Raw genomic sequence first — 26,409 nt, 5'->3', positions numbered from 1 at the left:
AGATTCAAATAAATTTTCTTATTATTGATAAAGATTCTCCTAATAAAAAAGGAGCAGTTTTATTCCGTATTTCGGGATAACAAATATGTGAACAAATTTCTGTAAAAAAAAATATTTTGAAGTCTAATTTTATAAAAAAAAGTTGTAAGTAAACTTTTTAAACTTAATTTTTTTTAATCTGAAAATAATGAAAAATCATCAAACGCAAGTGCGTGTCCGTTACTCTGAAACCGATCAAATGGGCGTTGTTTATCACGGAAATTATGTGCCATATTTTGAGATTGGACGAGTGGAATGGCTTAGAAATAAAGGGATTTCGTATAAAAGCATGGAAGAAAGCGGTATTGGATTGCCAATTGTTTCAATGCAGATAAATTATAAAAAATCGGCACGTTACGATGAGCTTCTTACTATTCATACAGCTTTCAAAAGTCAGTCATCTGTTAAGATTGAATTTGATTGCGCGATCTATAACGAAGCAAGTGAGTTATTAACAACTGCTGTGTTTATTTTAGTATTTATTTCGTTAAAAACAGGTCGTCCGACAGCACCCCCAGATTACATTTTAGAATTGTTTAAAACACTGGTATAATTGTTAAAATGTGTCCCCTTTTAATGTCAAATTATATAATTTTAATATCGATTTCAAACATTAAATCAAAAATGTCGAATATTGTTTCGGCATTTTTTTTTCGTGTTTTGGTTGTTATTTTGCCAATTGGAAGTCCTGAGTCTTCATTAATCTCCATTTCCTGAGCTGTAATTTCGAGTTTTTTTTCTTTTATAACCCGCATTACCCGATTCATATTTTTGTAATCAAAAGAGATTAAAAAGTGAACGTCTATGGTCTTTTCTATAATCTCACATACTTCCAGCGCCATTTGTGCCGTTGTTTTGTAAGCAGTGATTAGGCCGCCAACACCTAGTTTAATTCCTCCGTAAATCCGAACCACTACTACTAAAACGTTGGTTACGCCAAAAGATTGTATCTGTCCGTAAATTGGTGCGCCTGCAGTGTTACTGGGTTCGCCGTCGTCATTGGCGCGGTAGGAAATTTTGGGAGCGGTTCCTAATTGGTAAGCATAACAATAATGTACGGCATGGGGATGCTGTTTTTTTAGGTTCTCAATAATAGGTTTTACCTCGTCCTCACTTTCGATAGGATAGGCATAGCCAAAGAATTTGCTGCTTTTTTCTTTTAAAAGCACTTCTTCAGATTCAAAAGAAATGGTCTGGTACGTATCGTTAATTTCCAAATTGAGTTTGATTTTTTTTAGCCACTGATTAAAAAAGATTAAATGGATTTTATCTTTTTGTGTTTATGATTGATTTCTAAACTAGGGTTGATTTTTTAGTCACAGATTATAATTGTAATGAAATCGGCGCAATCGGCGTAAAAAGAATCATTTTAATCTGTGGCAGAAAACGTTAAAGGATTTGTTTGTCAAATAAATCAATAACATCTTCTTGTCCAACTTGTAAATTCCAGACATGAAATCCCAGTGCTGCGGCTGAATCTGTGTTTTCTTTTTTATCGTCTACAAACAAAGTTCTTTTTGGGGATAGTTCGTGTTTGTTGATGAGATATTGAAAGACTTCTGCATTTGGTTTTCGCATGCCAATTTCAAATGAAAAATAAACTTTTTCAAAGCATTGATAAAAATCACTGTAAAATGAAATGCCGGTTTTGTTTTCGAAAGTTTCAATATGTATAGAGTCGGTATTACTCAATAGAAACAAGCGGTATTTTTGAGACAGCAGTTGTAAAAATTCCAGTCGGTATAACGGGAAGTCTGCTAAAATGGCGTTCCATGCTTCCAGAATTTGTTCGGTAGTGGCATTTGGAAGTTGTTTTTGAAAGCCTGCCAGAAAATCCTCAGTTGAAATGTCTCCGGTTTCAAACAAAAGATTCAATTGATCTAATTCTGCATTCCATTCTTTTAGTCCTAATTTCTGTAATCCCGAAATAGTTGCCTGTTTGTCCAGATTGATGAAAATATCTCCAAAGTCAAAAATTATAGTATCAATCATGATTTCTAATGTTTAATAATTCGTCGTCGAGAATATTGGTTTTTGTCACGTTATCTTTTGGAATAAGTGGTGCTTTAGTTCCGTTTTTGAAAGAGGTTTTTCCGATGAAAATGCGGGCTTCGTCCCAAATATTCTGGTCTATAAAGGATTGTAAAGTCTTAGCGCCTCCTTCTATAATAATAGACTGAATCTGATTTTGATACAAAGCTGTTGTGATCTGCGGTACAATGCTACGTTCAAAATCGATTACTGTAAAGGTAGTGTTTTCTGTTGAAAGGCTGGTTTCAGATTTCGTAAATACGATGGTTTTTGCGCTATCGTCAAAAACAAAACTGTCTTTTGAGATGCGGTTATTTTGATCAAAAATAACCCTCACAGGATTATTCCCTGACCAATCTCTGGTATTTAATTTCGGGTTGTCATCAATAATAGTTTGAGTTCCCGCTAAAATTGCCTGTTCTTCACTTCTCCATTTGTGAACCAATTGTCTGGAATAGGAATTGGTGATCCAAATAGGTTTTCTTTCTGCATCTTTTTGTTTTTCAGGAGATAAAAAACCATCCTGACTTTCGGCCCATTTTAATAGTATATAAGGTCTCTGTTTTTGGTGAAAAGTAAAAAAGCGTTTATTAAGTTCGTAACATTCTTTTTCTAAAACTCCAACAGTAACATTTGCTCCGGCTTCGATTAGTTTTTTGATGCCCTTTCCTGCTACTTTTTCATTGGGATCAACTGTTCCGACAACTACATGTGGAATTTTATGCTCTATAATTAAGTCACAACATGGAGGTGTCTTCCCAAAATGACTGCAAGGTTCTAAACTAACGTATATCGTCGCTTTGCTTAACAGTGATTTGTCTTTTACAGAACGTACAGCATTGACCTCTGCATGTGGTTCTCCCGCTTTTTTATGCCAGCCTTCTCCGATGATTTGATTGTTGTAAACAATTACGCTTCCAACCATGGGGTTCGGATAAGTAGTTCCAAAACCATTTTGAGCCAGTTCGATGCAGCGTTTTATGTATTTTTCATGTATATTCACGATACAAAAGTAGTTAATTTTGAGTTTAGTCCCGATAGTTTTGGGGGAGTTAAGCAACTATCGAAAAAGTATTTTTACTTTTGTAATGATATTAAAGGAGTAATAAAATATGGAAAATTGGACTATTAGGACGATTAAAAAAGAAGATAATCAGGCAGTTGCACATTTAATACGATCCGTTTTTGATGAAATGGAAATACCTAAAGTAGGGACTGCTTATGAAGATCCGTATTTAGATTTAATGTTTGAAGAATACAATAAGCCGAAATCAGTTTATTATGTGGTTGAAAAGGAAGGTGAAATTATAGGCTGCTGTGGAGTTGCGCCTTTAGAAAATGGTTCTCCCGAGATTTGTGAATTACAGAAAATGTATTTCTTGCCGAAAACCAGGGGTTTGGGAATTGGAAGTGTGATGATGGAGAAGTGTTTAGAGCAAGCGAGAATTTTTGGTTTTGAAAAATGTTATATCGAGACAATGCCTTTTATGCATGCCGCGCAAAAATTATATGTAAAATCAGGTTTTGAATATTTAGAAGCTCCTATGGGTAACACAGGTCACAGTTCCTGTCCTGTTTGGATGTTGAAAAAATTATAGGAAATTAGTGTAGCAAATTAGCGTTACAATACTTATCTTGTAATACGGTTGCCCTTGGCTGAAAAATAATGCTCAAATACCCAAAATGAAAATCAAACAATATCGGACTCAGTTCATTAAAGATTTATCACCCTTTTACGATGCGTATGAAGCGGAAAGTTTTTTTTATTTAATTCTTGAAGATAAGCATCAATTACGACAAATTGATTTGGCATTGAATCATGAATTGGCTTTTTCAGAAGATGATTTTCTGATTTGGGATTTTTTAGTACTGCAATTAAAGAAAGAAGTTCCTATTCAGTATTTGTTAGGTAAAACTCATTTTTACGGCTTAGATTTCGAAGTCAATGAAAATGTTCTGATTCCCCGTCCCGAAACAGAAGAACTGGTGGAATGGATTATTAATGATAATTCAGGAGGAACTAAATCAAAAAAAATCAAGATTCTTGATATTGGAACCGGCAGTGGCTGCATTGCTATTTCTTTGGCAAAAAACCTTCCCCATGCAGAAGTGTATGCAATTGACGTTTCTAAAAAAGCAATAGCAACCGCTAAAAGAAATGCAGTCCGGAATAAAGTTGAAGTTACTTTTATGCTTCAGAATATTTTAGAGACAGAAGAATTGAAGCACAACTTTGATATCATTGTTTCGAATCCGCCTTATGTGCGGAATTTAGAAAAAGAAGAGATTAAAAAGAATGTTTTGGACTATGAGCCGCATCTTGCTCTTTTTGTAGACGATAACGATGCTTTGATTTTTTACAGAAAAATTGCCGAACTGGCCAGGGAAAATCTTTTACAAAACGGACAATTGTACTTCGAAATCAATCAGTATCTGGGGAAAGAGATGATTGATTTATTAGAAAAGATGAATTTCAACAATATTGAACTGAAAAAAGATATTTACGATAATGATCGGATGATTAAGGGAACTGTTTGAGTTTGCAGTCGCAGTCTCAATTTTTAGTCTCAGTCTCAGTTTTCAGTCATACAACTAACTGTAAACTGTAACTGGATACCGCGACTGAAAACTAGAAATTATTCATATCGTAATGCTTCAATCGGATCCAGTTGTGATGCTTTTATTGCCGGATATAAACCTGAAACTATAGCAACCATAAAACTGGTAGCAAAAGCAGCAAAGATAGCTACCCACGGAATTACAAAAGCAAAATTCATTGCGGCTGCAAAGGCAAATCCAACAAGAATACCTAATACAATACCAACCAAGCCGCCTATTTGACCAATTAATAAGGTTTCGATAAAAAACTGTACTGAAATCGTTATTTTAGTTGCTCCCAGGGCTTTTCGAACGCCAATTTCACGGGTTCGTTCTGTAACCGAAACAATCATAATGTTCATTAAAGCAATGGATGACCCCAGAATCGTGATGATGCTAATAATCCAGGAGGCCCATCCCAGATATTTGGTGATTCCCAGAATTCGGTTAATTAAATCGTCACTTCTTCCAATACCAAAATTGTTATCACGAACAGGGCTTAATTTACGAACCCTGCGCATCGTACTTGTGGCATTGTCTACAGCTTCGTCCAAAAGTTCTTTTTTTGAAACCATCACGCTAATGGTGTAGTTGATTTTTGGGGTAGTAAACAAAGATCGTGCGACCTGAATTGGAATTAAAACACGTAAATCCTGACTGTTTCCGAAGGTTGAGCCTTTTTCTTTTAAAACACCGATCACTTTGAAGCGGGCACCACGGATAGAGATAATTTTATCAATTGGATTAACGTCTTTTAGTAAGCCTTTTTCAAAATCAGAACCTACAACACACGAGTAAGTATTGTTTTCAATGTCGAATTGGTTGAAAGAACGGCCTAAAGTAGTTTCCAGACCTGAATTAGAGATAAAATGTTCGTCGACACCAACAATCGTAATTTCCGGATCGGTTTTTTGGTCTGAATATTTTACTTCAGCTTTAGAGGTAGCGGTAAAAGAAAGTGAAGTTTCGGTAAAAGGATATTTGTATTTATTTTTGAAGGCTACTGCCTCCGGGTAAGAAATAATCGGATTGATGATTTCGCGTTCGTTTCCTCCTCTGTTTTTTAGATTGTTTTCGTATTGATTGATGTTAAAGGTGTTGGCACCCATGGATGCAAAATTGGTCGAAACCGTATTCTCAAGTGCCGTAACGACCGTCAGGATTCCCACCAAAGCGGTAATTCCGATAGCAATAATTAAAACGGTAAGAATCGTACGCAGCAATTGAGTTTTGATAGAACCAAAAGCAATTCGGATATTTTCTTTAAATAATTTTAGCATCATGATCTATTTGTCACGAAAATACGTTTTTTGTTACAAGTTTGTTTTCGAAGTGGTATTATTTATTTTAAAAAGTAAGATATTTGCAGTCGTTCAGAATCTGAGAAAAAGAAGTTCTGAAAAGACAGTAATTCATAAGGAGATTTTTAAATTTTAAGATTCAAAAAAAATCTAATAATCTAAAGATCCAAAAATCTAATAATCTAAAAAAATGGCTTCAAAACCAAGCATACCACAAGGAACAAGAGATTTTTCACCAGCGGAGGTGTCAAAACGTCAATATATTATTCAGGTTATCAAACATAATTTTGAGAAATTTGGCTTTCAGCCGATTGAAACCCCTTCATTTGAAAATTCAGATACTTTGATGGGGAAGTACGGGGAAGAAGGAGATCGTTTGATTTTTAAAATATTAAATTCAGGAAATTTTTTCTATAATAAAAGTAAAATTGAACTGCCAAAATCTATCGAGCAGCTTCAGGCTGTTTCTGCTGATAAAATTACTATTGCAGAAAGAGTTGAATTAAATTCGTTTACAAAACAAATTTCTGAAAAAGCATTGCGTTATGACTTAACAGTTCCATTTGCGAGATATGTAGTGCAACACCAGAATGAAATCGAATTTCCGTTTAAAAGATATCAGATTCAGCCGGTTTGGAGAGCTGATCGTCCGCAGAAAGGACGTTTTAGAGAGTTTTTTCAGTGTGATGCCGATGTGGTGGGCTCAAAATCGTTGTGGCAGGAAGTAGAGCTGGTGCAGTTATACGATACCGTTTTTACTGCATTAGGTTTAGAAGGGGTAACCATTAAAATCAATAACAGAAAAATTTTATCCGGAATTGCTGAGGTGATTGGTGCTTCTGATAAATTAATTGATTTTACGGTGGCTCTTGATAAACTGGATAAAATCGGTGAAGATGGTGTGAAAAAAGAAATGATCGAGAATGGTATTTCTGAAGAAGCATTGGTAAAAGTGCAGCCTCTTTTTAGTTTTACCGGAACTTTTGCAGATAAAATCAATCAGCTTTCCGATTTATTAGCTGCGTCAGAAGAAGGAATGAAAGGTGTGGAGGAGCTTAAATTTATTTGTGACAATGTGGCAACTTTAGGATTGTCGACAGCTACTTTAGATTTAGATGTGACTCTTGCTCGTGGATTAAACTATTATACCGGAGCCATTTTTGAAGTAGCGGCTCCAAAATCAGTTTCGATGGGTTCTATCGGAGGTGGTGGAAGATACGACGATTTGACGGGTATTTTTGGTTTGAAAAATATGAGTGGTGTTGGAATTTCTTTCGGACTAGATCGTATTTATTTGGTTTTAGAAGAACTTCAGTTGTTCCCGGAAACTGTTTCGGCGACTTCAAAAGCATTGTTTATTAATTACGGAGATGCAGAGGCTTTGTATGCGTCACAGGCCATTCAGAAATTACGTCAGGAAAATATAAAAGTTGAACTTTATCCGGATAACGTAAAAGTAGGGAAACAGTTTCAATATGCTGATAAAAGACTGATTCCTTTCGCAGTAATTGCGGGAGATCAGGAAATCGCTTCAAATTCGTATTCACTTAAAAACCTGGTAACAGGCGAGCAGATTACGGTAGATTTTGAAGGATTGAAAAATGCTTTGCTGGCTTAGATTTTTATGCTGAAATAAAATATTTTTTTTGTGCAGATTCAGTCGAATTTGCGCATTTTTTTTGCTTAAACGAAATCTAAAAAAGGAGTAATTCGAGAATTCGTGGCAGAAAGGAGACAAGTCTGACGTGATTATTTTTCACGCAGATTCGGCAGATTAAGCAGATTTTTTGTTTTTACGTAAGCTTGTTAAGAATTAATTCGGGAATTCGTGGCGGAAGGGAGACAAGTCTGGTGTGATTTTTTTCACGCAGATTCGGCAGATTAAGCAGATTTTTTGTTTTTACGTAAGCTTGTTAAGAGTTAATTTGTGAATTCGTGGCTAAAAAAGATAAGTTTGGGGGTTTTTACTTCAAGCAGATTTATTTTTAAATCCGATGGTAAATGGTCTGTTCAAAGAATGTTTTCTGTAATTCGTTGCAGAAGAAAAAGTTAGGTAAGGAGCTGTAGCGTTGCTGATTTTTTATTGAATTAAAAGCGGTGAAATAGTTGCCGGAAGAGAAAAAAAGCGTTTAATTTGCGACTTCAAAATACGGGCGTAGTTCAAGGGTAGAATAGCGGTCTCCAAAACCGTTGATGGGGGTTCGAATCCCTCCGCCCGTGCAATAATAGTCTTACTTCCTCTGTTGAAGATTATTGCTTTACTGACTTAGTTCTTTATGTCAGTTGGATAAGTTGGAGTGTTTTTTTGTCTCTCATGGATTCTGTAAATTTATTTTGGTTGAAAAGCCACATTAGAAATAATTTGCGAATTCAAGGCGATCAAAAAAATGTTCTAACACAATCACAAAAGAAATCATAAAAAAAAGCTTCGTCTCATAAGGCGAAGCTTTTTTTAATATAAGGTAAACTTGAATTAATAATTATTTACAAAGCCGAGGCTAACCCTTAAATTCAATTTTGATAGGTAATAATTTAGTTTTCAATTGGATTTCAAATATACTATAATCTATATCGTGATAGTCTTAAAATTATACTAAATTTTAAAAGGCTGTTTTTACTTTTTAAATGACTCAGTTTTAATAAAGTGACAATTTGACATTTTGAAAGATTTGGCAGTACTTTTGCAATCCAAAAGAAAGAATAAAAAATGAAGTTTAAGAATATTTTTAAAAATAAAAGTAATATGACTACGGAAAATACAGAATTCGATCAGGAATTAGATGATGTAACGTTAGAGAACAACGCCAACGGTGAGCAGTTAATTGTTGAAGAATTAAGTGTTGAAGAGCAACTGGCTCAAGACTTGGCAAAAGAAAAAGATAAGTTTTTGAGACTATTTGCTGAATTCGAAAATTACAAAAAAAGAACTTCAAAAGAGCGTATCGATTTGTTTAAAACTGCAAATCAAGATGTTTTATTGGCCATGTTGCCAGTTTTAGATGATTTTGACAGAGCTATAGTAGAGATCAATAAATCGGAAGATGAAACTTTGACAAAAGGAGTTGAATTGATTCATGAAAAATTAAAAAATACTTTAGTTTCTAAAGGTTTAGAGCAAGTTGAATTAAAAGCAGGTGATGCTTTTGATGCTGATTTTGCTGAGGCAATTACCCAAATTCCGGCTCCGTCTGAGAAATTAAAAGGGAAAATTGTTGATGTTATCGAAAAAGGTTACAAATTAGGAGACAAAATTATTCGTTTCCCTAAAGTTGTTATCGGGAACTAAAAAAAACAAATGACATATTCTGAAAGTCAATTTTTAAAGTATTGGAATTCGGAATTTTAAATTTGGACACAAGCGCTAGCGAACTGGCGAAGCAATTTAACCTAAATTATGAAAAAAGATTTTTACGAAATACTAGGCATTTCAAAAAATGCTGACGCTGCCGAAATTAAAAAAGCTTATAGAAAAAGTGCATTAAAATATCATCCGGATAAAAATCCGGGCGACAAAGAGGCAGAAGAAAACTTTAAATTAGCGGCAGAAGCTTATGAAGTACTAAGCGATCCGAACAAAAAAGCGAAATACGATCAGTACGGACATCAGGCTTTTGATGGTTCTGGCGGATTTGGCGGTGGTCACGGTGGTATGAATATGGATGACATTTTCAGCCAGTTTGGTGATATTTTTGGTGGTGGATTTGGTGGTTTCGGCGGAGGCGGAGGCGGTGGCCCTCGTCGTGCTAAAGGAAGCAATCTTCGAATTAAAGTTAAACTGACTTTAGAAGAAATTGCAAATGGTGTTGAGAAAAAAGTAAAAGTAAAACGTAAAGTTCAGGCTAAAGGTGTTACCTATAAAACATGTTCGACTTGTAACGGACAGGGACAGGTAATGCGTGTAACCAACACTATTTTAGGAAGAATGCAATCTGCGTCAACTTGTCCTACTTGTGGTGGGTCTGGTCAGATTTTAGATAAAAGACCATCTGAAGCGGATGCTCAGGGAATGGTTTTGGAAGACGAAACTGTTTCAATCAAAATTCCTGCGGGAGTAGTAGATGGCATGCAGTTAAAAGTTTCTAATAAAGGAAATGACGCTCCGGGAAACAGTATTCCTGGTGATTTAATTGTTGCTATTGAAGAATTGGAACATGAGTTTCTGAAACGTGAAGGCGAAAACATTCATTACGATTTATACATCAGTTTCCCGGAAGCCGTTTTAGGAGTTTCTAAAGACATCGAAGCGATTAATGGAAAAGTTCGTATCAAATTAGAAGAAGGAATTCAATCCGGAAAAATCTTAAGATTAAAAGGAAAAGGTATTCCAAGTATCAATGGTTACGGAAGTGGAGACTTGTTAGTTCACGTAAATGTATGGACGCCAAAAACGTTAAATAAAGAGCAAAAGCAATTTTTTGAAAATGCACTTAACGACGATCACTTTATTCCGAGTCCTGAAAAATCAGAAAAATCATTTTTTGAAAAGGTAAAAGATATGTTTTCATAAATCGGACTTTTTCTAAAAGGAATTAACAATAAATTTAAGAAACCCATTCTATAGCAAACCGTAGAATGGGTTTTTTGTGTGAATAGTACAAGATTTCGATACTATTTATTTACTTTTACATCCATAATGCCACAATGGTCAAACTGACGCAGAAAATCTTAATTATAGCATGAGCAACTTACTCGAAGTACATAAAGTCGTAAAACAATACGGTGATTATGTAGCGCTTAACGAAGTTTCATTAAATGTACCAAAAGGTAGTATTTATGGACTACTTGGTCCCAATGGAGCCGGAAAAACTTCCCTGATCCGAATTATAAATCAAATTACTTTACCTGACGGTGGTGAAGTGATTTTGGATGGAGAAAAATTGCAGCCCAAACACATACAACATATTGGTTATCTTCCTGAAGAAAGAGGATTGTATACTTCGATGAAAGTTGGAGAACAATGTTTGTATCTGGCTCAAATGAAAGGGCTTTCTAAAGCTGAGGCAAAGATACAATTAGAATATTGGTTTGATCGTCTTGGAATTCAAGGTTGGTGGAACAAGAAAATTCAGGAGCTTTCTAAAGGAATGGCGCAAAAAATTCAGTTTGTGGTATGTGTGCTGCACAAGCCTAAATTGCTGATTTTTGACGAGCCCTTCTCGGGATTTGATCCTGTGAATGCAAACGTAATTAAAGATGAAATTCTGGCACTTAAAGAACAGGGAGCTACCATTATTTTCTCGACACACCGTATGGAAAGTGTAGAAGAACTATGTGATCATATTGCCTTAATTCATAAATCAAATAAACTGATTGAAGGAAAAGTAAGTGATGTTAAGCGTCAATTCCGAACCAATAGTTTTGAAGTGGGTATTCTAACGGATAATGTAGAAGGCCTGATGTATGACATTACACAAAAATTCACCGTGTCGCCGGCAAGTTTTAAATCCTTAAATGACGATCTGAAACTGGATATTCAAATTGGAGACGCAGCGCCAAATGAGCTATTGCATTTACTAACGCAGCGTGGACAGGTAACCCATTTTGTAGAAAAAATACCAAGCATAAACGATATTTTTATTCAAACAGTAACGGGATAGATCGTTGGATTTTTAGATTTCAGGATTCTTAGAATGAATCAGGAGATCTAAAAAAAAGCTAATAATCTAAGAAGTCTAAAAATCTTATAATCTAAATAAATGAGTATAATTTCATTAATTATAAAAAGAGAATTTATTGCAAAAGTGCGGAATAAGTCTTTTGTTGTCATGACCTTTTTGAGTCCGTTATTGTTTGTGGCAATTGCAGGATTCATTGGGTATCTGAGTTCAATGAAAGCAGAGACGAAAAGAATCGCTATTCATGACGAAACAGGTTTGTTTGCACAGGATTTTCTAAAACAGAATAAGGAAGAAGCCGAGTTTAAATACCTCAATTTGTCTGAAATTGATACAAAAGCTCTAAAAGACAGTATTACTAACGAAAGCTTTGACGGTTTAATTGTTATTCCAAAAACCGGTAATTTATCAGATTTAGAAAGTAAAATTGAGTTTATTTCGAATAACAGTCCCAGTATTTCTTTTATCGAAAAAACACAGAATGTAATTGCATCAAAAATTACCAAAATAAATCTTGAAACGGCAAAACTGGACACTTTGGCCATTCAAAAAGCGCAGTCAGATGTAAATATTCATTTGGTAAAAGCATCCGGAGAAGAGAGTTTAAAAGGATTGAATGAGATAAAAATCGGAATAGGAGGTGCTTTTGGGTATCTGATTATGATGTTTATTATCATTTATGGTAATATGGTCATGCGAAGTGTGATTGAAGAAAAAACCAACCGAATCATCGAAATTATTATTTCGTCGGTAAAACCATTTCAACTAATGATTGGTAAAATTGTGGGAACTTCACTTGCAGGATTGCTTCAATTTATGATTTGGGCAATCATAGGTTTGGGATTAATGTTTGCCGCATCGGCTTTTTTTGGAGTAAATGTTGGTCCAACAGCCAGAATCTCACCGGAATTAATGCAGTCTGCTCAGCATGAAATGTCGGGAACAGCTCAAATGTATATTCGCGAATTATGGAATTTACCCATTGCTAGTATTATCATTGGCTTTGTGATTTATTTCATTGGAGGATATTTTTTATACAGTTCGTTTTACGCAGCTATCGGTGCTGCAGTGGACAATCAAACGGACTCGCAGCAATTTCTTTTGCCGATCATTATGCCGTTGATTTTGAGTGTCTATGTTGGTTTTTTTACGGTTGTAAATGATCCTCACGGAACCATTGCTGTGGTATTCTCGATGATTCCGTTAACCTCGCCAATTGTCATGTTAATGCGACTTCCGTTTGGAGTGCCGTGGTGGCAAATTGCTATTTCGGTATCATTATTGTTTGCTACCTTTTTCCTTGTAGTATGGTTCGCTGCCAAAATTTACCGAATAGGGATTTTAATGTATGGCAAAAAACCAACCTGGAAAGAATTGTATAAATGGCTTAAATATTAATTTTTAAAGTAGCTAAGATGCTAAGATTCTGAGATGCTAAGTTTTTTAGCTTCTTGTAGAAAAACCTTAGAACCTTAGTAACTCAGAACCTTAGAACCTCAAAAGAATGAGTAAAATACTAATTATAGAAGATGAAGCGTCCATCAGAAGAGTTTTGGTAAAAATTTTATCAGAAGAAAATGATACGTATCAGGTAGATGAAGCTGAAGATGGTGCAGCAGGTCTTGAGAAAATAAAAAACAACGATTACGATTTGGTATTGTGTGATATCAAAATGCCAAAATTAGACGGGGTTGAAGTTTTGGAGGAAGTAAAAAAAATCAAACCGGAAATTCCAATGGTTATGATCTCTGGTCATGGCGATATGGAAACCGCGATTCACACGATGCGTTTAGGAGCTTTTGATTATATTTCGAAACCACCAGATTTGAATCGATTGCTGAACACTGTTCGTAATGCTTTAGATAAAAAACAACTCGTAGTAGAGAATAAGATTCTGAAGAAAAAGGTTAGTAAAAACTATGAGATGGTAGGGGAAAGCGAAGCGATCAGTCATATTAAAGTAATGATTGATAAAGTAGCCCAAACTGAAGCCAGAGTTTTGATTACAGGTCCAAATGGAACCGGAAAAGAGCTGGTAGCACATCAGTTACATGAAAAAAGTGAGCGCTCAAATTTTCCTTTGATAGAAGTAAACTGTGCGGCTATTCCAAGTGAATTGATCGAAAGTGAATTGTTTGGACACGTAAAAGGAGCCTTTACATCGGCGGTGAAAGATCGTGCCGGAAAGTTTGAAGCAGCCGATAAGGGAACTATTTTTCTGGATGAAATTGGAGACATGAGTCTTTCGGCACAAGCCAAAGTGTTACGTGCGCTGCAAGAAAGTATGATCACAAGAGTAGGGGCTGAAAAAGACATTAAAGTCGATGTGCGTGTGGTAGCAGCCACCAATAAAGACTTGAAAACTGAAATTGCGGAAGGCCGCTTCCGTGAAGATTTGTATCATCGTCTTGCAGTAATTTTAATTAAAGTACCGCCATTGAACGAGAGACGTGATGATATTCCGGCATTGATTACTCATTTTACCGAGAAAATTGCATCAGAACAAGGCAATTCGGTAAAAGTATTTTCGCCAAAAGCCATAAAACTATTGCAAGAATACGATTGGACAGGAAATATCCGTGAACTTCGAAATGTAGTGGAAAGATTAATCATTTTAGGAGGAAGTGAAATCTCGGAAACCGATGTAAAAATGTTTGCAAGCAAGTAGATGCTTCGCGCAATACGCTTTAAGCTTTAGGCTTTAAGCTTTTATAAAAACGAAATAAATTTTTGCTTACAGCGTATAGCTTAAAGCTTAAAGCATAAAAAAAATGAAACTGAAAAAAATAAACGAGAAGTTACAAGAGGCTTTAATTGAGAATGGTTTAACAGAAGCAAATGCATTGCAGCAGGAAACTTTTTCGACCATTAAAAGTGGGGCTGATTGTATCATTCTTTCTCCGGAAAAGAGCGGAAAATCGACAACAATTGTATTAAATGTCATTCAGCAATTGGCAGGGAAAACGGAAGAATCGCCACGTGCTTTGATTATTGTTGAAGACAAAGTCAAAGTGTTGGAAATGGAAGCGCTTTTTGAAAAATACGGAAAGTATACTAATCTTGAAGTTTATGGTGTACACGACAAAGGCGATATGGATTATGATAAAAATTATGTTTCTACGGGAATTGACGTTTTAATTGGGACACCAAATAAATTGAGTGATATGTTTACAACAGCGGGCTACAATGTAAACCGACTGAAAATGTTTATTCTGGATGATGCCGATCCAATCCTGAAATTGCGTCATGAAACTAAAATTATGCGTATTTCAAATAGTATTACTAAAGTACAGCGAATTATTTTTGCTGAAGAACTGACAGAACGTATCGAAATCCTGGCCGACAAAATGTTAGTAGAACCTTATCTTTTTGATATGGAGGATGAAGGAGAAGAGGAGCTTGATGAAGACGAGGATGATATTGAAGAGGAATAAATTTCTGAAATAATAAGTTTTGTATGGAGGTTTTCAAGACGCTTAAATTTTTAATAATTGTACTTTTAGGATTTTTTGTTGTAATTTATGTTTTGATCATTTCCTATATTTATTTCAATCAGAGTGAATTGGTTTTTAAAAGTGCTTCGCTTCCGAAAGATTATAAGTTTGATTATCAGCAAAAGTTTGAAGAATTAAATATTAAATCTTTTGATGATGTGAACTTAAATGGTTTGCTTTTTAAAACCGAAAATTCTAAAGGTTTAGTTTTTTATCTTCACGGAAATGCAGGAACATTAGAAACTTGGGGGAAAATTGCCAAAGTCTACACTAATTTGGGATATGATATTTTTATTTTGGATTATAGAGGTTTTGGGAAAAGTGAAGGTGAAATAGAAGATGAAGATCAGTTAAATAAGGATGTTGCAGTCGTTTATAAGACATTGTGCAAAAGATATCCTGAGAATAAAATAATTATTGCGGGCTATTCTATTGGTTCGGGATTGGCAACAATTTTGGCTTCTGAGCACAAACCAAAAGCCTTATTGCTTCAATCGCCTTATTTTAGTTTTACTGAATTATCAAGCGGCAAAGTACCCTTTTTTCCAAATATGATGAAGAAATTTCATTTAGAGACTTTCAGATATGTGACAAAAGTTAAAGCGCCGATTTATATTTTTCACGGTATTGATGATGAATTAATTTCATGCGATAATTCTGTTCGGTTAAATAAATTATTAGATTTTGAAGGGCATTTCTGCGGATTAAAAAATCAAGGGCATATCGGGATGAATGAAAATGAAGTCTTTCAGGAAAAGTTAAAAGGAATATTAGAATAAAAAGAAAAAATAATAGTAAAAATAAATGTCATGGGATTAATGAAAGTGTTTTCAGGGAGTGAAGTGTTAGCAATTGCTTTGAAAGAAAGATTAGAAGAAGCCGGAGTAGAAACGGTAAAAAAAGATAACATCCAGTCGGCTCGTATGGGAGGATATGGCGGATCTGATTTAGCAGTAGAAGTATTTATTCAGGAAACTGATTTTGCAAAAGCAAATCCTGTTATTGAAGAATTTAGAATGAATATCCAATAGTCGCATTTTTTTATAAGATGTAAAATGTGAGATGTGAAAAGTTTTAGGGTACAGAGACTGAACACTGAGGCTGCAAACTAAAAAAAATATGCAATATAAAATGTTAGTGCTCGACATGGATGATACCTTGTTGACAGACGATCATAAAATTTCGGACCTTAATAAAAAAGTATTGCTGGAGGCACAGTCAAAAGGCGTTTACGTTGTTTTGGCTTCGGGCAGACCAACATCGGCGATGACTGCTTATGCTAAGGAGTTGGAGCTGGATTTGAATGAGTCGTATATAATTTCGTTTAATGGAGCGATCATCAGTACGGTTAAAGATGATGTTATTTTGTTCGAACAAAAATTAACCGTTGAACAAATCCATGAGCTGTATGACTACAGTGTAAAAAAGAAAACCCATATCATAACGTATCTGGATGGTGAAATTATAAGCGAAACCGATTCGGAATATATTGATGTTGAAAAAGAAATTACCGGATTGCCACATAATAAAGTAGCTGGTTTTAAAGAAGCGGTTACAGAACCTGCGGTAAAATGTATTTTGCTGGCGGAACCTTCTTATCTAAAAGAAGTAGAAGCGGACTTAAAAGCAGCAATGCCTCATTTGAGTGTAGCGATGTCAAAACCTTTCTTCCTGGAAGCAGCACAGAACGGAATAGATAAAGCGGCCAGTTTAAAACTTTTGGCAGAAAAACTAAACATTCATCAAAGCGAAATTATTGCCGTAGGAAATGCCGGAAATGATCTGACCATGATCGAATATGCAGGTTTAGGGGTCTGGGTCGATAACGTAACCCCGGAATTAAGAGATAGAGCAGATTTAATCGTTGCTTCAAATAATGATGATGGAGTTGCTGAGGTGGTGCAGCGCTATATTTTAAATTAATTTGTATGAAAGAACCAATTGAAACAGAACGACTAATTTTAAGAGAATTACTTCTTTCGGATGCCGACGGAATGTTTGAATTGGATTCGAATCCGAATGTGCATCTTTTTGTTGGAAAAAAGCCTGTAACAACTATTGAGGAAAGTGTTGCTCAAATCGAAAATATTCAACAGCAATACAAGGATTTTGGAACAGGCCGCTGGGCAGCTGTGCTAAAAGAAACGAATGAGTTTTTGGGTTGGTCAGGCATAAAGTTTATCACCTATGAAATTAACGACCACAAAGATTTTTATGAAATAGGCTATCGTTTCATCGAAAAACACTGGGGGAAAGGCTATGCTACTGAAGCCGGAAAAGCATTTGTTGATTATGCATTTAACAAAATGAAAGTCAAAGCGCTTTACGCTTATGCCGATGAAGGAAATGAGGTCTCAAGAAAAGCGTTGGAAAAATTAGGTTTTCGTTACGTGAATTCTTTTGAATATGAAGGAGAGCTGGAAGTTTGGTATGAATTGAAGCATCCAGACCTATAAAGAAATAAAATGAAATGTGTTCCAAATCTTTGTAAACTCAAATTGCTTAAGATTTGCAAAGATTTGGAAAACAGTTCTTAGTTTTTTAATACTTTAGAAAGAGGTATTAAATATTATTTTTTAGCTACTGAAACAAAATATTTGTTTCCGTCACCCATTGTCAATTTTACACGTTCGTCGCAAAGATCGATAGCGAAGTTCGCACTTTCGTAGCAAGTACAAGTTGTGTTTTTGTCTTTAGACATTTCAGTTTTACAATTGTTGTTTTTAAAAGTTGACAATTGTGGAGTGTACAAGCTTACTAAATCAGTAGAAGCAGTTACTAACGAAATGATACTTGCTGAATTGTTGTTTGTGATTCTGTAAACGATTCTGTCAGTGTAATTTACTTCATTTACGGTTACTTTACGAATATAAGTGTAAGCTGTTGAGCCTTCACCCGGTTCTTTTACTTCAAATTTAAATCCAACCGCACGAATTGCAATATCAAATTGAGATTGAGAGTTTAAGCTCGCCCAGTTTGTCAATGTGCTGATAGATGGAAATGGATTAGCAGCCGGTGCAGTTTGTGCCTGAGCGCTAAAAAGGGTTAAGAACATCAAGCAGATTGTGGGTAAAAATGCTTTCATATGGAGTTTTAATTTTTAATTTTTGCCTACTCTTTATGGTTTTCGGCCTGCCCATTTTTATTATAACAAAACAACAACATAACGATGGAAAATCAAAATTGTTATGCGCTATTTATGATTTTGATGCTATAGTTTTTGGTTCCTATTTTTTGACGAAGTGAAATTACTTCTAAAAATATTTCCAGCAAAGTTAAATGTAAGAAAATTTTAATTTAATAGCTTAAAAAACGCACTTAATCGATGTTATTTGCGTTTAATCGATCAATTTGTCGTTTTATTCTTATCGAATTGGGTTGCGTTTTTTTCAGTTTAATTTTTTTTTCCTGACGATTTGGTTTGATTTACAGTTTCTTGAAACGAATTAAAATAGTGGGTTCTTGCAAAATATTGATATATAGTATATTATTGATTTTATTTTAAAGAATATTGTATGTAAATTTGCAAACTCTTCAAAAGAGATGTAAATATAATATCTTACTACTTAAAACGTAGTTTATTCCTATGGAAAATAGAAAAAAAGTTGCCTTTTATACGCTTGGTTGCAAACTGAATTTTTCAGAGACTTCAACTATTGCCCGAAATTTTAACGATGAAGGTTTTGATCGTGTTGATTTTGAGGAAATAGCCGATATCTATGTCATCAATACCTGTTCGGTTACAGAGAATGCTGATAAGCAGTTTAAGCAGGTGGTGAAAAAAGCAATGAAACTGAATGAGAAAGCTTTCGTAGCGGCAGTAGGCTGTTATGCCCAGTTGAAACCGGAGGAATTAGCAGCTGTTGATGGAGTTGATTTGGTTTTGGGAGCTACAGAAAAATTTAAAATTACAGATTATATTCATGACCTGAGTAAGAATGACATGGGTGAAGTACACTCTTGTGAAATTGCTGAGGCTGATTTTTATGTGGGAAGTTATTCTATTGGAGACCGTACCCGTGCTTTTTTGAAAGTTCAGGACGGCTGTGATTATAAATGTACCTATTGTACGATTCCGTTAGCAAGAGGAATTTCGAGAAGTGATGCTTTGGAAAATGTATTAAAAAATGCCAAAGAAATCTCTGCTCAGAACATCAAAGAAATTGTTTTAACGGGAGTTAATATTGGAGACTACGGAAAAGGGGAGTTTGGAAATAAAAAACACGAGCATACTTTTCTGGACTTAGTTCAGGCTCTGGATGAGGTTGACGGGATCGAGCGTTTGCGAATATCCTCTATCGAACCTAATTTACTGAAGAATGAAACCATTGAGTTTGTCTCTAAAAGCCGAACTTTTGTACCGCATTTTCATATTCCGTTACAATCCGGAAGCAATGATATTTTGAAATTGATGAAGCGCCGTTATTTGCGTGAAGTGTATACTGAACGTGTTCATAAAATTCGTGAAGTAATGCCACATGCCTGTATTGGTGTAGACGTGATTGTTGGTTTCCCGGGTGAAACAGACGAACATTTTTTAGAAACCTACCATTTCCTTAACGAAATGGATATCTCTTATCTGCATGTGTTCACGTACTCCGAAAGAGACAATACAGAAGCTGCAAATATGCCGGGAATTGTTCCGGCAAATGTAAGGGCGAAACGCAGTAAAATGCTACGTGGTTTATCAGTGAAAAAACGCCGTGCTTTTTATGAAAGTCAGTTAGGATCTAACAGAACTGTTTTGTTCGAAGGAGAAAATAAAGAAGGATATATTCATGGTTTTACAGAGAATTACGTAAAAGTAAAAACACCGTGGAATCCAGAATTGGTAAATACTCTGCAGGAAATAAACCTGACTAAGATTGACGAAGACGGAAGTGTTCGTCTTGAGTTTTTAAATAAACTGGCAGAGGCTTAAGTAAAAAGAAATAAATTATACATTTAGTTTGTCATTTCGACGTGAGGAGAAATCACAGGAGAAACTCGACAAAGATTGGCGAATTTAGGAACGGAATTACTGGTGTGATTTCTCCTCACGTCGAAATGACAATAAACAGAAAAGCCCTTTGTAAAAAAGGGCTTTTCTGTTTTTAAAATAATTACTTCTGATTTTCCGGAACAACCAGTTTCAACGAATTGATATAATCGGTATCAAATTCAATTACCCTTATCTTTTGTGGATTAAAGCTTAATTCACCGCCAAACTGACCTTTTGTGTCAAGAAAATCGATAGTAAGTTCTTCATCCGTTAATTCGATTAGTTTTCCCAAGTAAGCTGATTTTGCTGACTTTTTAGCAATCTGGAAAATACCGTATTTGTTTGTGATAAAATTGATGATCGAATTCAAATCTCGAATCGGAATGATATCTTCGGCATTTGTTCTCAGACCTTTTAGACGGATTACTTTTTCGGTAAACTCAAGATCCTGATCTCTGTGTATGGCTTCAATGTTTTTGTTTTTCAATAGTACAAAACCATCCAGTATAAAATCTACGGGATTGTTTCGCAATAAAATCCAGTCATCCGAATAGTCAATAAGAAATCCGGTATAAAGTTCTTTCTTATCGGTAAATTCTATGGCAATTAATTGTCTTAAATAGTTTTCCATCGTTTAGTTTTTAGAAATTACAACATTTAAATTCCAGCTTGCAGCATTTGGAATTTGGAATTTTTCAAAAGATTGGAATTTATTTTTAAGGATTAGTAGACCAGATACTGCTGTTTTTAATGAAAACGCGACGACTCAGTTTCAGTTGTGCGACAATCAGTTCGGCAATATCTTCGGGCTGCATTACTTTTTCAGGGTTTCCGTCTGTCAGATTTAAATCTTTAGCCATATCAGTAGCTACTGTACTTGGTGTTAAAGCAGTAACACGGATATTGTGTTTTCTCATTTCCTGCATCAAAGAATCTGTTAGACCCAGAACAGCAAATTTTGAAGCACTGTAAGCGCTCGTAACGGCGTTTCCGTTTAAACCTGCTGTCGATGAAATATTAATGATGTCACCCGTTTGTCTTTCGATCATATTCGGAATAACGGCACGGGTGGTATAATAGGTTCCCATAAGGTTGACCTGAATGATTCTTTCCCAGGCGTTTGGTTCTAATTCCAGGAATTTTCCAAAAGCACCAATTCCGGCGTTGTTGATTAAAATATCGATACTTTTAAATTCGGCTAATGCTTTTTCTACAGCACTATTTATAGAATTAATATCAGAAACATCAGCAGCTAAAGCCAAAGATTTTACACCTAAGTTATTGATTCCGATTGCCAGCTGGTCAACATCTGCTTGTGTTCTTGAAATTAAAATTACATTAACTCCCTCGTTTGCAAGTGCAAGTGCGATTGCTTTTCCTATTCCTTTTCCGGCTCCTGTAATTAGGGCATTTTTATTTTTTAAGTCTGTCATGATTGTCATATTAGAAATGCGAAAGCATCATTTGAGTACCACAAAAATAAGGCTTTTGCTTCCTAAAATGATGCTTTAGATGTTTTCTTAATCTAAGTTTAACAACTTTTTCTATTCTTTCAAAACCATGTCGATACACATTACAGCAGCCAGAATTAATTGTCTTTGCGGACTGTCCTGTGCTACAGTTTCTTCAATTTGAAGAACATAATTATCGGCACTGGTGAAGAGTTCTTTCCCCATTCCTGCCCATTTTTTACTTACCTGAGCCAACTGCTTATTTTCGTGGGTAAATTTGAAATCCCATCCTGTCCATTTTCCCTGAAGTGTAGCAACCGGTTTTTCGTTTTTATCTAAAATTTCAAATCTGCCGCCAAAAGAAAAGAACTTTTGTTTAAAGGTACCTATCAGTCTCTCTTTTTCGTCAAAAACTTCAACATTAGATCTGAAAACGGCAATACCTCTTTTTACCGAAATTAGTTTTTCACCTGAAGCTGCTGCGATTTCAACATTAAAAGGTGTCATTCTTTTGTAATCGGTGAAACGCAACATTTTGGTGAAGAATCCCAGATTGTTTTCTCTACAGTTTAAGATGATCTGATTGCTTTCCGGATTATAAATGTCATAGTTGTTTGATGCTTTAAACATGCCAACATGCTCTTTTACAAGAAATAAATTCTGATTTAAGATAGGGTTCATTAATTGATTGTGTGAAAATGATTAAATAATATGATTGATCTCCTTCTGAAAGGGTTTCAAAAGGAGATCAAATGTAAAAATAATTTTGTTAATAAACCGCTGTTAAAAATGAAATCTGTGTTATCAAATTTCAGTTATTTTTCTTTGTTGTGATAATTATAGCACCATTTATTCCTTTATTTCCGTAGACTGAAGTTGCTTCAGTTTCCTTTAAAACTTTCATCTCTTTGATAGTATTCGGGCTCACTTTAGGAAAATCTTTAAAATTGATTATAACTCCATCAAGAATTACCAAAGGTGGATTAATAATAGATTTTTTTGATGGTGCACATATTATGATCTGACTATCGGCATTTACAGGTTTTGTATGAGATACATCTTTCTCCTGTGCATGTGTTACGAGACAGAGAAATATAGAAAAAGCCAATGAAGCAAGTTTTACATTTTTCATCGTAAAATTTAATCAAATTTTGCTGCCTCAATTAAACGGATAAATTCGGACTTGTAACCTTCAGGATCGTTGGAAAGCCCCTGTTTGGCTAATTTCAGAATAGCATCTGAAGATTTGTCTGAAATTAATTTTGAATCTCTTAGTTTCAGACCGAACCAAGCCACTGAACTGCTGAATTTAAAATCATCCGAAGCTTTTTCCAATGCAACCGATTTGTTTTCGATTACCTGTACCAGTTCAATACTTTTATCTCCGTCCGGTTTTTTATAACGGAATTTTATGGTAGCAAGTTCATTGCTGTAATTTGTTCCGGCTTCTTCGACTTTGGTATATTTTAAAGCATCAGGCTGCTGTGCCAAATAATCGCTTTTTACTCCGGCGGGAACAATTTCATAAAGAGCCGTAACGGTATGGTTGCTTCCAAGTTCTCCCGCATCAATAGTATCATTTTTAAAATCTTCCGGACGCAGTTTTCTGTTTTCGTAACCGATTAAACGATAAGCCTGAACTTGTTTCGGATTAAATTCTATCTGAATTTTTACATCTTTAGCAATTGCAAACATGGAACCTTTAAATTCTTTTCCCAGAAAGCGATTGGCCTCCTGAATGTTGTCGATGTAAGCATAATTTCCATTTCCTTTATCGGCTAAAGTTTCCATCTTACTGTCTTTGTAATTTCCCATTCCGTAACCCAGACACGTAAGAAAAACGCCTGTTTTTCTTTTGTCTTCGATTAGTTTTTCCATGTCAGCGTTAGAAGTGTCTCCCACATTAAAATCACCATCAGTAGCCAGAATTACTCTGTTATTTCCATTTTTGATAAAGTTTTCTGCAGCAATTTTATACGCCAGTTCAATTCCTGCTCCTCCGGCAGTACTTCCGCCCGCATTCAATTTTTCAAGAGCGTCAATAATGGTTTTCTTTTCGTCACCTGAAGTTGGAGGTAAAACCAGTCCTGCTGCACCGGCATAAACGACCATGGCAACTTTGTCTTTCGGGCGTAACTCATTTACCAGTATTTTTAATGATTGTTTTAGCAAAGGCAATTTATTCATGTCGCTCATCGATCCTGAAACATCAATTAAGAAAACTAAATTAGAAGCAGGTAAATTTTCGGTTGGAATGTTTTTCCCCTGTAAACCAATTTTAAGCACTTTGTTTTTGGCATTCCATGGTGAATCACTTACTTCTGTGTTAATAGAAAACGGATTTTGATCTTTTGGCTGTGGATAATTGTATTTAAAGAAGTTAACCATTTCTTCTACACGAACGGCATCTTTCGGAACCGCTTGTCCGTTATTGATAAAGCGTCTCACATTGGTATACGAAGCATTGTCAACATCGATAGAAAATGTAGAAAGAGGTGCTGTTTTTGGACTTTCAAAGGCATTTTCGACAAAAGTATTGTAATCTTCCTCATTAGGTTCTACCGGCTGCGGAACAGTTATTTTTTTCAGTTTGGCATTTAATTCTTTCTCCGTAAGATTTTTGTAAATGCCGTTTTTGGTAGCAACAAGAACAACTCCGTTTGAGGCTCTGCTTCCATAAAGTGAAGTTGCTTCTGCTTCTTTTATAACTTTTACTTCCTCCACATCATTCGGATTGATTTTTGAGAATTGATCAGATTTCACCGGAACACCATCGATTATATACAAAGGTTCATCTTTAGGAGAAAGAGATGCAGTTCCTCTTATAATGATGTTTTGATTGGGTGCAGGCTGAACATAATTACCAGTAATTGATAGTCCGGCAACTCTTCCCTGAAGTGTTGAGGTAATAGTCTTCGCAGCCATTTTCTTGTCACGACGGCTGTAATTTGAGCTTTCGTAGTCGCTGTTCGAAACCCCATAACCCACGACTACTACTTCGCTAAGGGATTGCTGTTGCCCAATTAGTTTAACATTAATCACATTTTTATTGCCTACGGTTTGTGTTTGAGAGTTGAATCCGATATAGCTAAAGATTAAAATATCTCCTTTTTGTGCCTTGATGGAATACTTTCCGTCAAAATCGGTTTGAGTTGTGTTTTTGGTATTTTTAATCACGATAGTTACTCCCGGAAGCGGTATGCTGGCTTCGTCTGTAACGTTTCCTGTAATGATTTTCTCCTGTGCTGATGCTACGAAACATATAAGCATAGATAGGGCTAATGAAAGAAGTTTTACGTTTTTCATGATAGTAATTTTTAGATGAATAATCGGGTTGATCGTAGTCTAAGCCTTAGACTTAGGAATGATTTTTTGAAATTAAATTTGAGTTTTTACCGTTAGTTTTTTGCTGCGGGTTTTCCTTTTCGGGTAGTAATGATTACAACACCTTTTTTTCCTTTATCGCCATATTTAGAGGTGGCTTCGAGGTCCTGAAGAACGGTGATGGTCTTGATTTCCTGTTTGTTTAAAGGGGCATACGGACTGGTTGGATTATTGCCAAATAATTCGCTTTCGGAGTAATAAATGCCGTCAATGATGTACAATGGCGCATCCAGTACCACAAGAGAATCTACATTTTCGGGCTGTAAATTTGGTAGCTCTGCCTGCATCATTTTGTCTCTTTTTGCATCGTCATTGTGCGACATGGCATTTCCGTTTAAAACAATTAGCGGAGCACTTTTTTTAGCCATTTGTACAGGTTTTTCGGCATAAGCCATTTTGGCTGATTCTCTTCGTGCTGCTCCGGCATAGCCATAGTTTTGAATGGCTTTATCTTTGGCAGCGTTGTTTTCTGCCTCTTCTTCTTTAAAATATCCAGATGACGCAGCTACCGGAGGAATTATTTGATCTGCAACGGGAGCAGGACTGGCTTGTGTAACAATAGCATTGTCGGCTGTATGCTGTATTTCCTGTATCGCGACTTTTTGCTGTTGTTTGATTTGCTGATCCAGGATTTTTACAGCTTCTGCTTTTGGTATTATTGGTGACTCTGAAGAAACAATTACTTCTTTTTTCTCTAAAATGGGCTGTGTTGCTTTTTCTTCTTCGTTCACTACAACTTTAGGAGCCAGAGCAGGAACTGTTTTGTCAGACTTTAGAAATTGTGCTCCCAAAGAAAGGAGTAATAAAAGAGAAGCTGCGACCGCAATTTTTTTCCATAACGAAATGGTTTTTTTGTCTTCCTTTTTGTCCAGTTTATCTTCAAGGCGTGACCATACTTTTTCCATTCCTGGAAAATCTTTGGATTCCGAGTTCTGTGCGGCCTCTTTAAATTTATCGAATATTTTATCTTGATTGTCCATGACTATTTTGCTTTTTGGTAATACAATTTATTTACTAATTCCTTTAATTTGGTTTTAGCGGCATTCAATTGTGATTTTGATGTACCCTCAGAAATGTTTAGCATAGCGGCTATTTCTTTATGTCCGAAACCTTCGATAACAAAAAGATTAAAAACCGTTTTACAGCCGTCCGGAATATGGTTTAGTAAATTCAGCAAATCTTCTTCTTCCAATGCGTTAACTTCTTCGGTAAAAGGCTGCGAGAGCAATTTGACATCATCAAGGTACATATTGAAATTGGTGTTTTTCTTGATGGTTGCCAAACAATGGTTGACGGTAATTTTTCGTGCCCATGCTTCAAAAGCTAAAAGCTCCTTAAGCTGATCCAGCTTTGTAAATATGGTATAGAAAGCGTCAGCCATAGCTTCTTCAATTTCTTCTTCCTTCTTAAGGTATCGTTTGCAAACGCGATACAGTTTTGGAGCCATATGCTCATAAACCTGACGCTGAGCATCACGGTTCATTTTTTTGCAGTTGGATATGAGAGTTTCGTTTA

General features: G+C 35.5%; 27 protein-coding genes and 1 tRNA gene. 16 read left to right on the top strand and 12 right to left on the bottom strand.

The features are described from left to right. Positions 1-187 precede the first annotated feature (187 nt). A complete protein-coding gene (locus tag M4I44_RS22510; protein WP_249966178.1) occupies positions 188-592 on the top strand; it encodes a thioesterase family protein in 405 nt (134 codons plus the stop codon). 31 nt (positions 593-623) lie between these two features. Here M4I44_RS22510 and M4I44_RS22505 read toward each other — a convergent pair whose 3' ends face one another. The 3 genes from M4I44_RS22505 to ribD all read right to left on the bottom strand — a co-directional run bounded on the left by M4I44_RS22505 (position 624) and on the right by ribD (position 3,073). Further along, on the bottom strand, positions 624-1,256 hold the full coding sequence (locus M4I44_RS22505) for a YigZ family protein (RefSeq protein ID WP_249966177.1): 633 nt from the start codon (positions 1,254-1,256) through the stop codon (positions 624-626). Between the two features lie 172 nt (positions 1,257-1,428). Further along, positions 1,429-2,031 carry an HAD family phosphatase gene (locus M4I44_RS22500; protein ID WP_017498617.1) on the bottom strand — a complete coding sequence of 201 codons (603 nt, stop codon included), beginning with the start codon at positions 2,029-2,031 and terminating at the stop codon, positions 1,429-1,431. After that, on the bottom strand, positions 2,024-3,073 hold the full coding sequence (gene ribD, locus M4I44_RS22495; protein ID WP_249966176.1) for a bifunctional diaminohydroxyphosphoribosylaminopyrimidine deaminase/5-amino-6-(5-phosphoribosylamino)uracil reductase RibD: 1,050 nt from the start codon (positions 3,071-3,073) through the stop codon (positions 2,024-2,026). Before ribD ends, M4I44_RS22500 begins: the two co-directional genes overlap by 8 nt. A gap of 109 nt (positions 3,074-3,182) precedes the next feature. Between ribD and M4I44_RS22490 the strand changes: the two genes are divergently transcribed. Then, the gene (locus M4I44_RS22490) at positions 3,183-3,668 is read left to right on the top strand and encodes a GNAT family N-acetyltransferase (protein WP_249966175.1); all 486 of its coding nucleotides are present in this window, start codon (positions 3,183-3,185) and stop codon (positions 3,666-3,668) included. An 85-nt stretch (positions 3,669-3,753) separates the two neighbouring features. Further along, positions 3,754-4,608, top strand: coding sequence for a peptide chain release factor N(5)-glutamine methyltransferase (prmC, locus tag M4I44_RS22485; RefSeq protein WP_017498613.1), 855 nt, complete (start codon positions 3,754-3,756; stop codon positions 4,606-4,608). A gap of 98 nt (positions 4,609-4,706) precedes the next feature. Here prmC and M4I44_RS22480 read toward each other — a convergent pair whose 3' ends face one another. After that, a complete protein-coding gene (locus tag M4I44_RS22480) occupies positions 4,707-5,951 on the bottom strand; it encodes an ABC transporter permease (protein WP_017498612.1) in 1,245 nt (414 codons plus the stop codon). A gap of 208 nt (positions 5,952-6,159) precedes the next feature. On the opposite strand from M4I44_RS22480, the gene hisS reads away from it, so the two are divergent. The 12 genes from hisS to M4I44_RS22420 all read left to right on the top strand — a co-directional run bounded on the left by hisS (position 6,160) and on the right by M4I44_RS22420 (position 17,534). Beyond that, on the top strand, positions 6,160-7,587 hold the full coding sequence (hisS, locus tag M4I44_RS22475) for a histidine--tRNA ligase (RefSeq protein WP_017498611.1): 1,428 nt from the start codon (positions 6,160-6,162) through the stop codon (positions 7,585-7,587). 531 nt (positions 7,588-8,118) lie between these two features. Beyond that, a tRNA-Trp gene (locus M4I44_RS22470) sits at positions 8,119-8,189 on the top strand. A gap of 487 nt (positions 8,190-8,676) precedes the next feature. Further along, positions 8,677-9,255 carry a nucleotide exchange factor GrpE gene (locus M4I44_RS22465; protein WP_017495096.1) on the top strand — a complete coding sequence of 193 codons (579 nt, stop codon included), beginning with the start codon at positions 8,677-8,679 and terminating at the stop codon, positions 9,253-9,255. Between the two features lie 108 nt (positions 9,256-9,363). Further along, positions 9,364-10,476 (top strand): molecular chaperone DnaJ, encoded by a 1,113-nt coding sequence (gene dnaJ, locus M4I44_RS22460; protein WP_017495097.1) that lies wholly within the window; start codon positions 9,364-9,366, stop codon positions 10,474-10,476. Positions 10,477-10,645: 169 nt separating this feature from the next. After that, positions 10,646-11,566, top strand: a complete 921-nt coding sequence (locus tag M4I44_RS22455) for an ABC transporter ATP-binding protein (protein WP_017495098.1) — start codon at positions 10,646-10,648, stop codon at positions 11,564-11,566. Positions 11,567-11,665: 99 nt separating this feature from the next. Then, a complete protein-coding gene (locus M4I44_RS22450) occupies positions 11,666-12,982 on the top strand; it encodes an ABC transporter permease (protein WP_026109827.1) in 1,317 nt (438 codons plus the stop codon). A 106-nt stretch (positions 12,983-13,088) separates the two neighbouring features. Continuing rightward, positions 13,089-14,252: a sigma-54 dependent transcriptional regulator gene (locus tag M4I44_RS22445; protein WP_249966174.1), complete on the top strand. Its 1,164-nt coding sequence runs from the start codon at positions 13,089-13,091 to the stop codon at positions 14,250-14,252. A gap of 103 nt (positions 14,253-14,355) precedes the next feature. Then, positions 14,356-15,018: a DEAD/DEAH box helicase gene (locus M4I44_RS22440; protein ID WP_249966173.1), complete on the top strand. Its 663-nt coding sequence runs from the start codon at positions 14,356-14,358 to the stop codon at positions 15,016-15,018. 23 nt (positions 15,019-15,041) lie between these two features. Next, on the top strand, positions 15,042-15,857 hold the full coding sequence (locus M4I44_RS22435) for an alpha/beta hydrolase (protein WP_249966172.1): 816 nt from the start codon (positions 15,042-15,044) through the stop codon (positions 15,855-15,857). A 30-nt stretch (positions 15,858-15,887) separates the two neighbouring features. Next, positions 15,888-16,109: a putative signal transducing protein gene (locus M4I44_RS22430; protein ID WP_017495103.1), complete on the top strand. Its 222-nt coding sequence runs from the start codon at positions 15,888-15,890 to the stop codon at positions 16,107-16,109. A gap of 88 nt (positions 16,110-16,197) precedes the next feature. Then, entirely contained in the window at positions 16,198-17,001 is an 804-nt protein-coding gene (locus M4I44_RS22425; RefSeq protein ID WP_249966171.1) for a Cof-type HAD-IIB family hydrolase, read from the top strand. Positions 17,002-17,006: 5 nt separating this feature from the next. Then, positions 17,007-17,534 (top strand): GNAT family N-acetyltransferase, encoded by a 528-nt coding sequence (locus M4I44_RS22420; RefSeq protein ID WP_249966170.1) that lies wholly within the window; start codon positions 17,007-17,009, stop codon positions 17,532-17,534. Between the two features lie 113 nt (positions 17,535-17,647). Here M4I44_RS22420 and M4I44_RS22415 read toward each other — a convergent pair whose 3' ends face one another. After that, entirely contained in the window at positions 17,648-18,163 is a 516-nt protein-coding gene (locus tag M4I44_RS22415) for a hypothetical protein (protein WP_026109828.1), read from the bottom strand. A gap of 501 nt (positions 18,164-18,664) precedes the next feature. On the opposite strand from M4I44_RS22415, the gene mtaB reads away from it, so the two are divergent. Beyond that, positions 18,665-19,999 (top strand): tRNA (N(6)-L-threonylcarbamoyladenosine(37)-C(2))-methylthiotransferase MtaB, encoded by a 1,335-nt coding sequence (mtaB, locus tag M4I44_RS22410; RefSeq protein WP_017495107.1) that lies wholly within the window; start codon positions 18,665-18,667, stop codon positions 19,997-19,999. A 181-nt stretch (positions 20,000-20,180) separates the two neighbouring features. Here the strand turns inward: mtaB and M4I44_RS22405 are convergent, their stop codons facing one another. The 7 genes from M4I44_RS22405 to M4I44_RS22375 form a co-directional block, all read right to left on the bottom strand. After that, positions 20,181-20,690: a hypothetical protein gene (locus M4I44_RS22405; protein WP_249966169.1), complete on the bottom strand. Its 510-nt coding sequence runs from the start codon at positions 20,688-20,690 to the stop codon at positions 20,181-20,183. Positions 20,691-20,775: 85 nt separating this feature from the next. After that, positions 20,776-21,492 (bottom strand): 3-ketoacyl-ACP reductase, encoded by a 717-nt coding sequence (locus tag M4I44_RS22400; protein WP_249966167.1) that lies wholly within the window; start codon positions 21,490-21,492, stop codon positions 20,776-20,778. Between the two features lie 111 nt (positions 21,493-21,603). Next, the gene (locus M4I44_RS22395; RefSeq protein ID WP_017495110.1) at positions 21,604-22,191 is read right to left on the bottom strand and encodes a phospholipid scramblase-related protein; all 588 of its coding nucleotides are present in this window, start codon (positions 22,189-22,191) and stop codon (positions 21,604-21,606) included. Between the two features lie 130 nt (positions 22,192-22,321). Beyond that, positions 22,322-22,642: a hypothetical protein gene (locus tag M4I44_RS22390; RefSeq protein WP_249966166.1), complete on the bottom strand. Its 321-nt coding sequence runs from the start codon at positions 22,640-22,642 to the stop codon at positions 22,322-22,324. Between the two features lie 8 nt (positions 22,643-22,650). After that, positions 22,651-24,816: a VWA domain-containing protein gene (locus M4I44_RS22385; protein ID WP_249966165.1), complete on the bottom strand. Its 2,166-nt coding sequence runs from the start codon at positions 24,814-24,816 to the stop codon at positions 22,651-22,653. A gap of 92 nt (positions 24,817-24,908) precedes the next feature. After that, a complete protein-coding gene (locus tag M4I44_RS22380) occupies positions 24,909-25,874 on the bottom strand; it encodes a hypothetical protein (RefSeq protein ID WP_249966164.1) in 966 nt (321 codons plus the stop codon). A 2-nt stretch (positions 25,875-25,876) separates the two neighbouring features. Continuing rightward, complete coding sequence (locus tag M4I44_RS22375) at positions 25,877-26,377, bottom strand: RNA polymerase sigma factor (protein ID WP_202701084.1); 501 nt, start codon at positions 26,375-26,377, stop codon at positions 25,877-25,879. Positions 26,378-26,409 lie beyond the last annotated feature (32 nt).

This window comes from Flavobacterium sp. B183 (assembly GCF_023539155.1).
GTDB classification, from domain to species: domain Bacteria; phylum Bacteroidota; class Bacteroidia; order Flavobacteriales; family Flavobacteriaceae; genus Flavobacterium; species Flavobacterium tructae.
The sequence above is the reverse complement of the archived record's forward strand: the minus strand, read 5'-3'. Positions and strand labels throughout refer to the sequence as shown.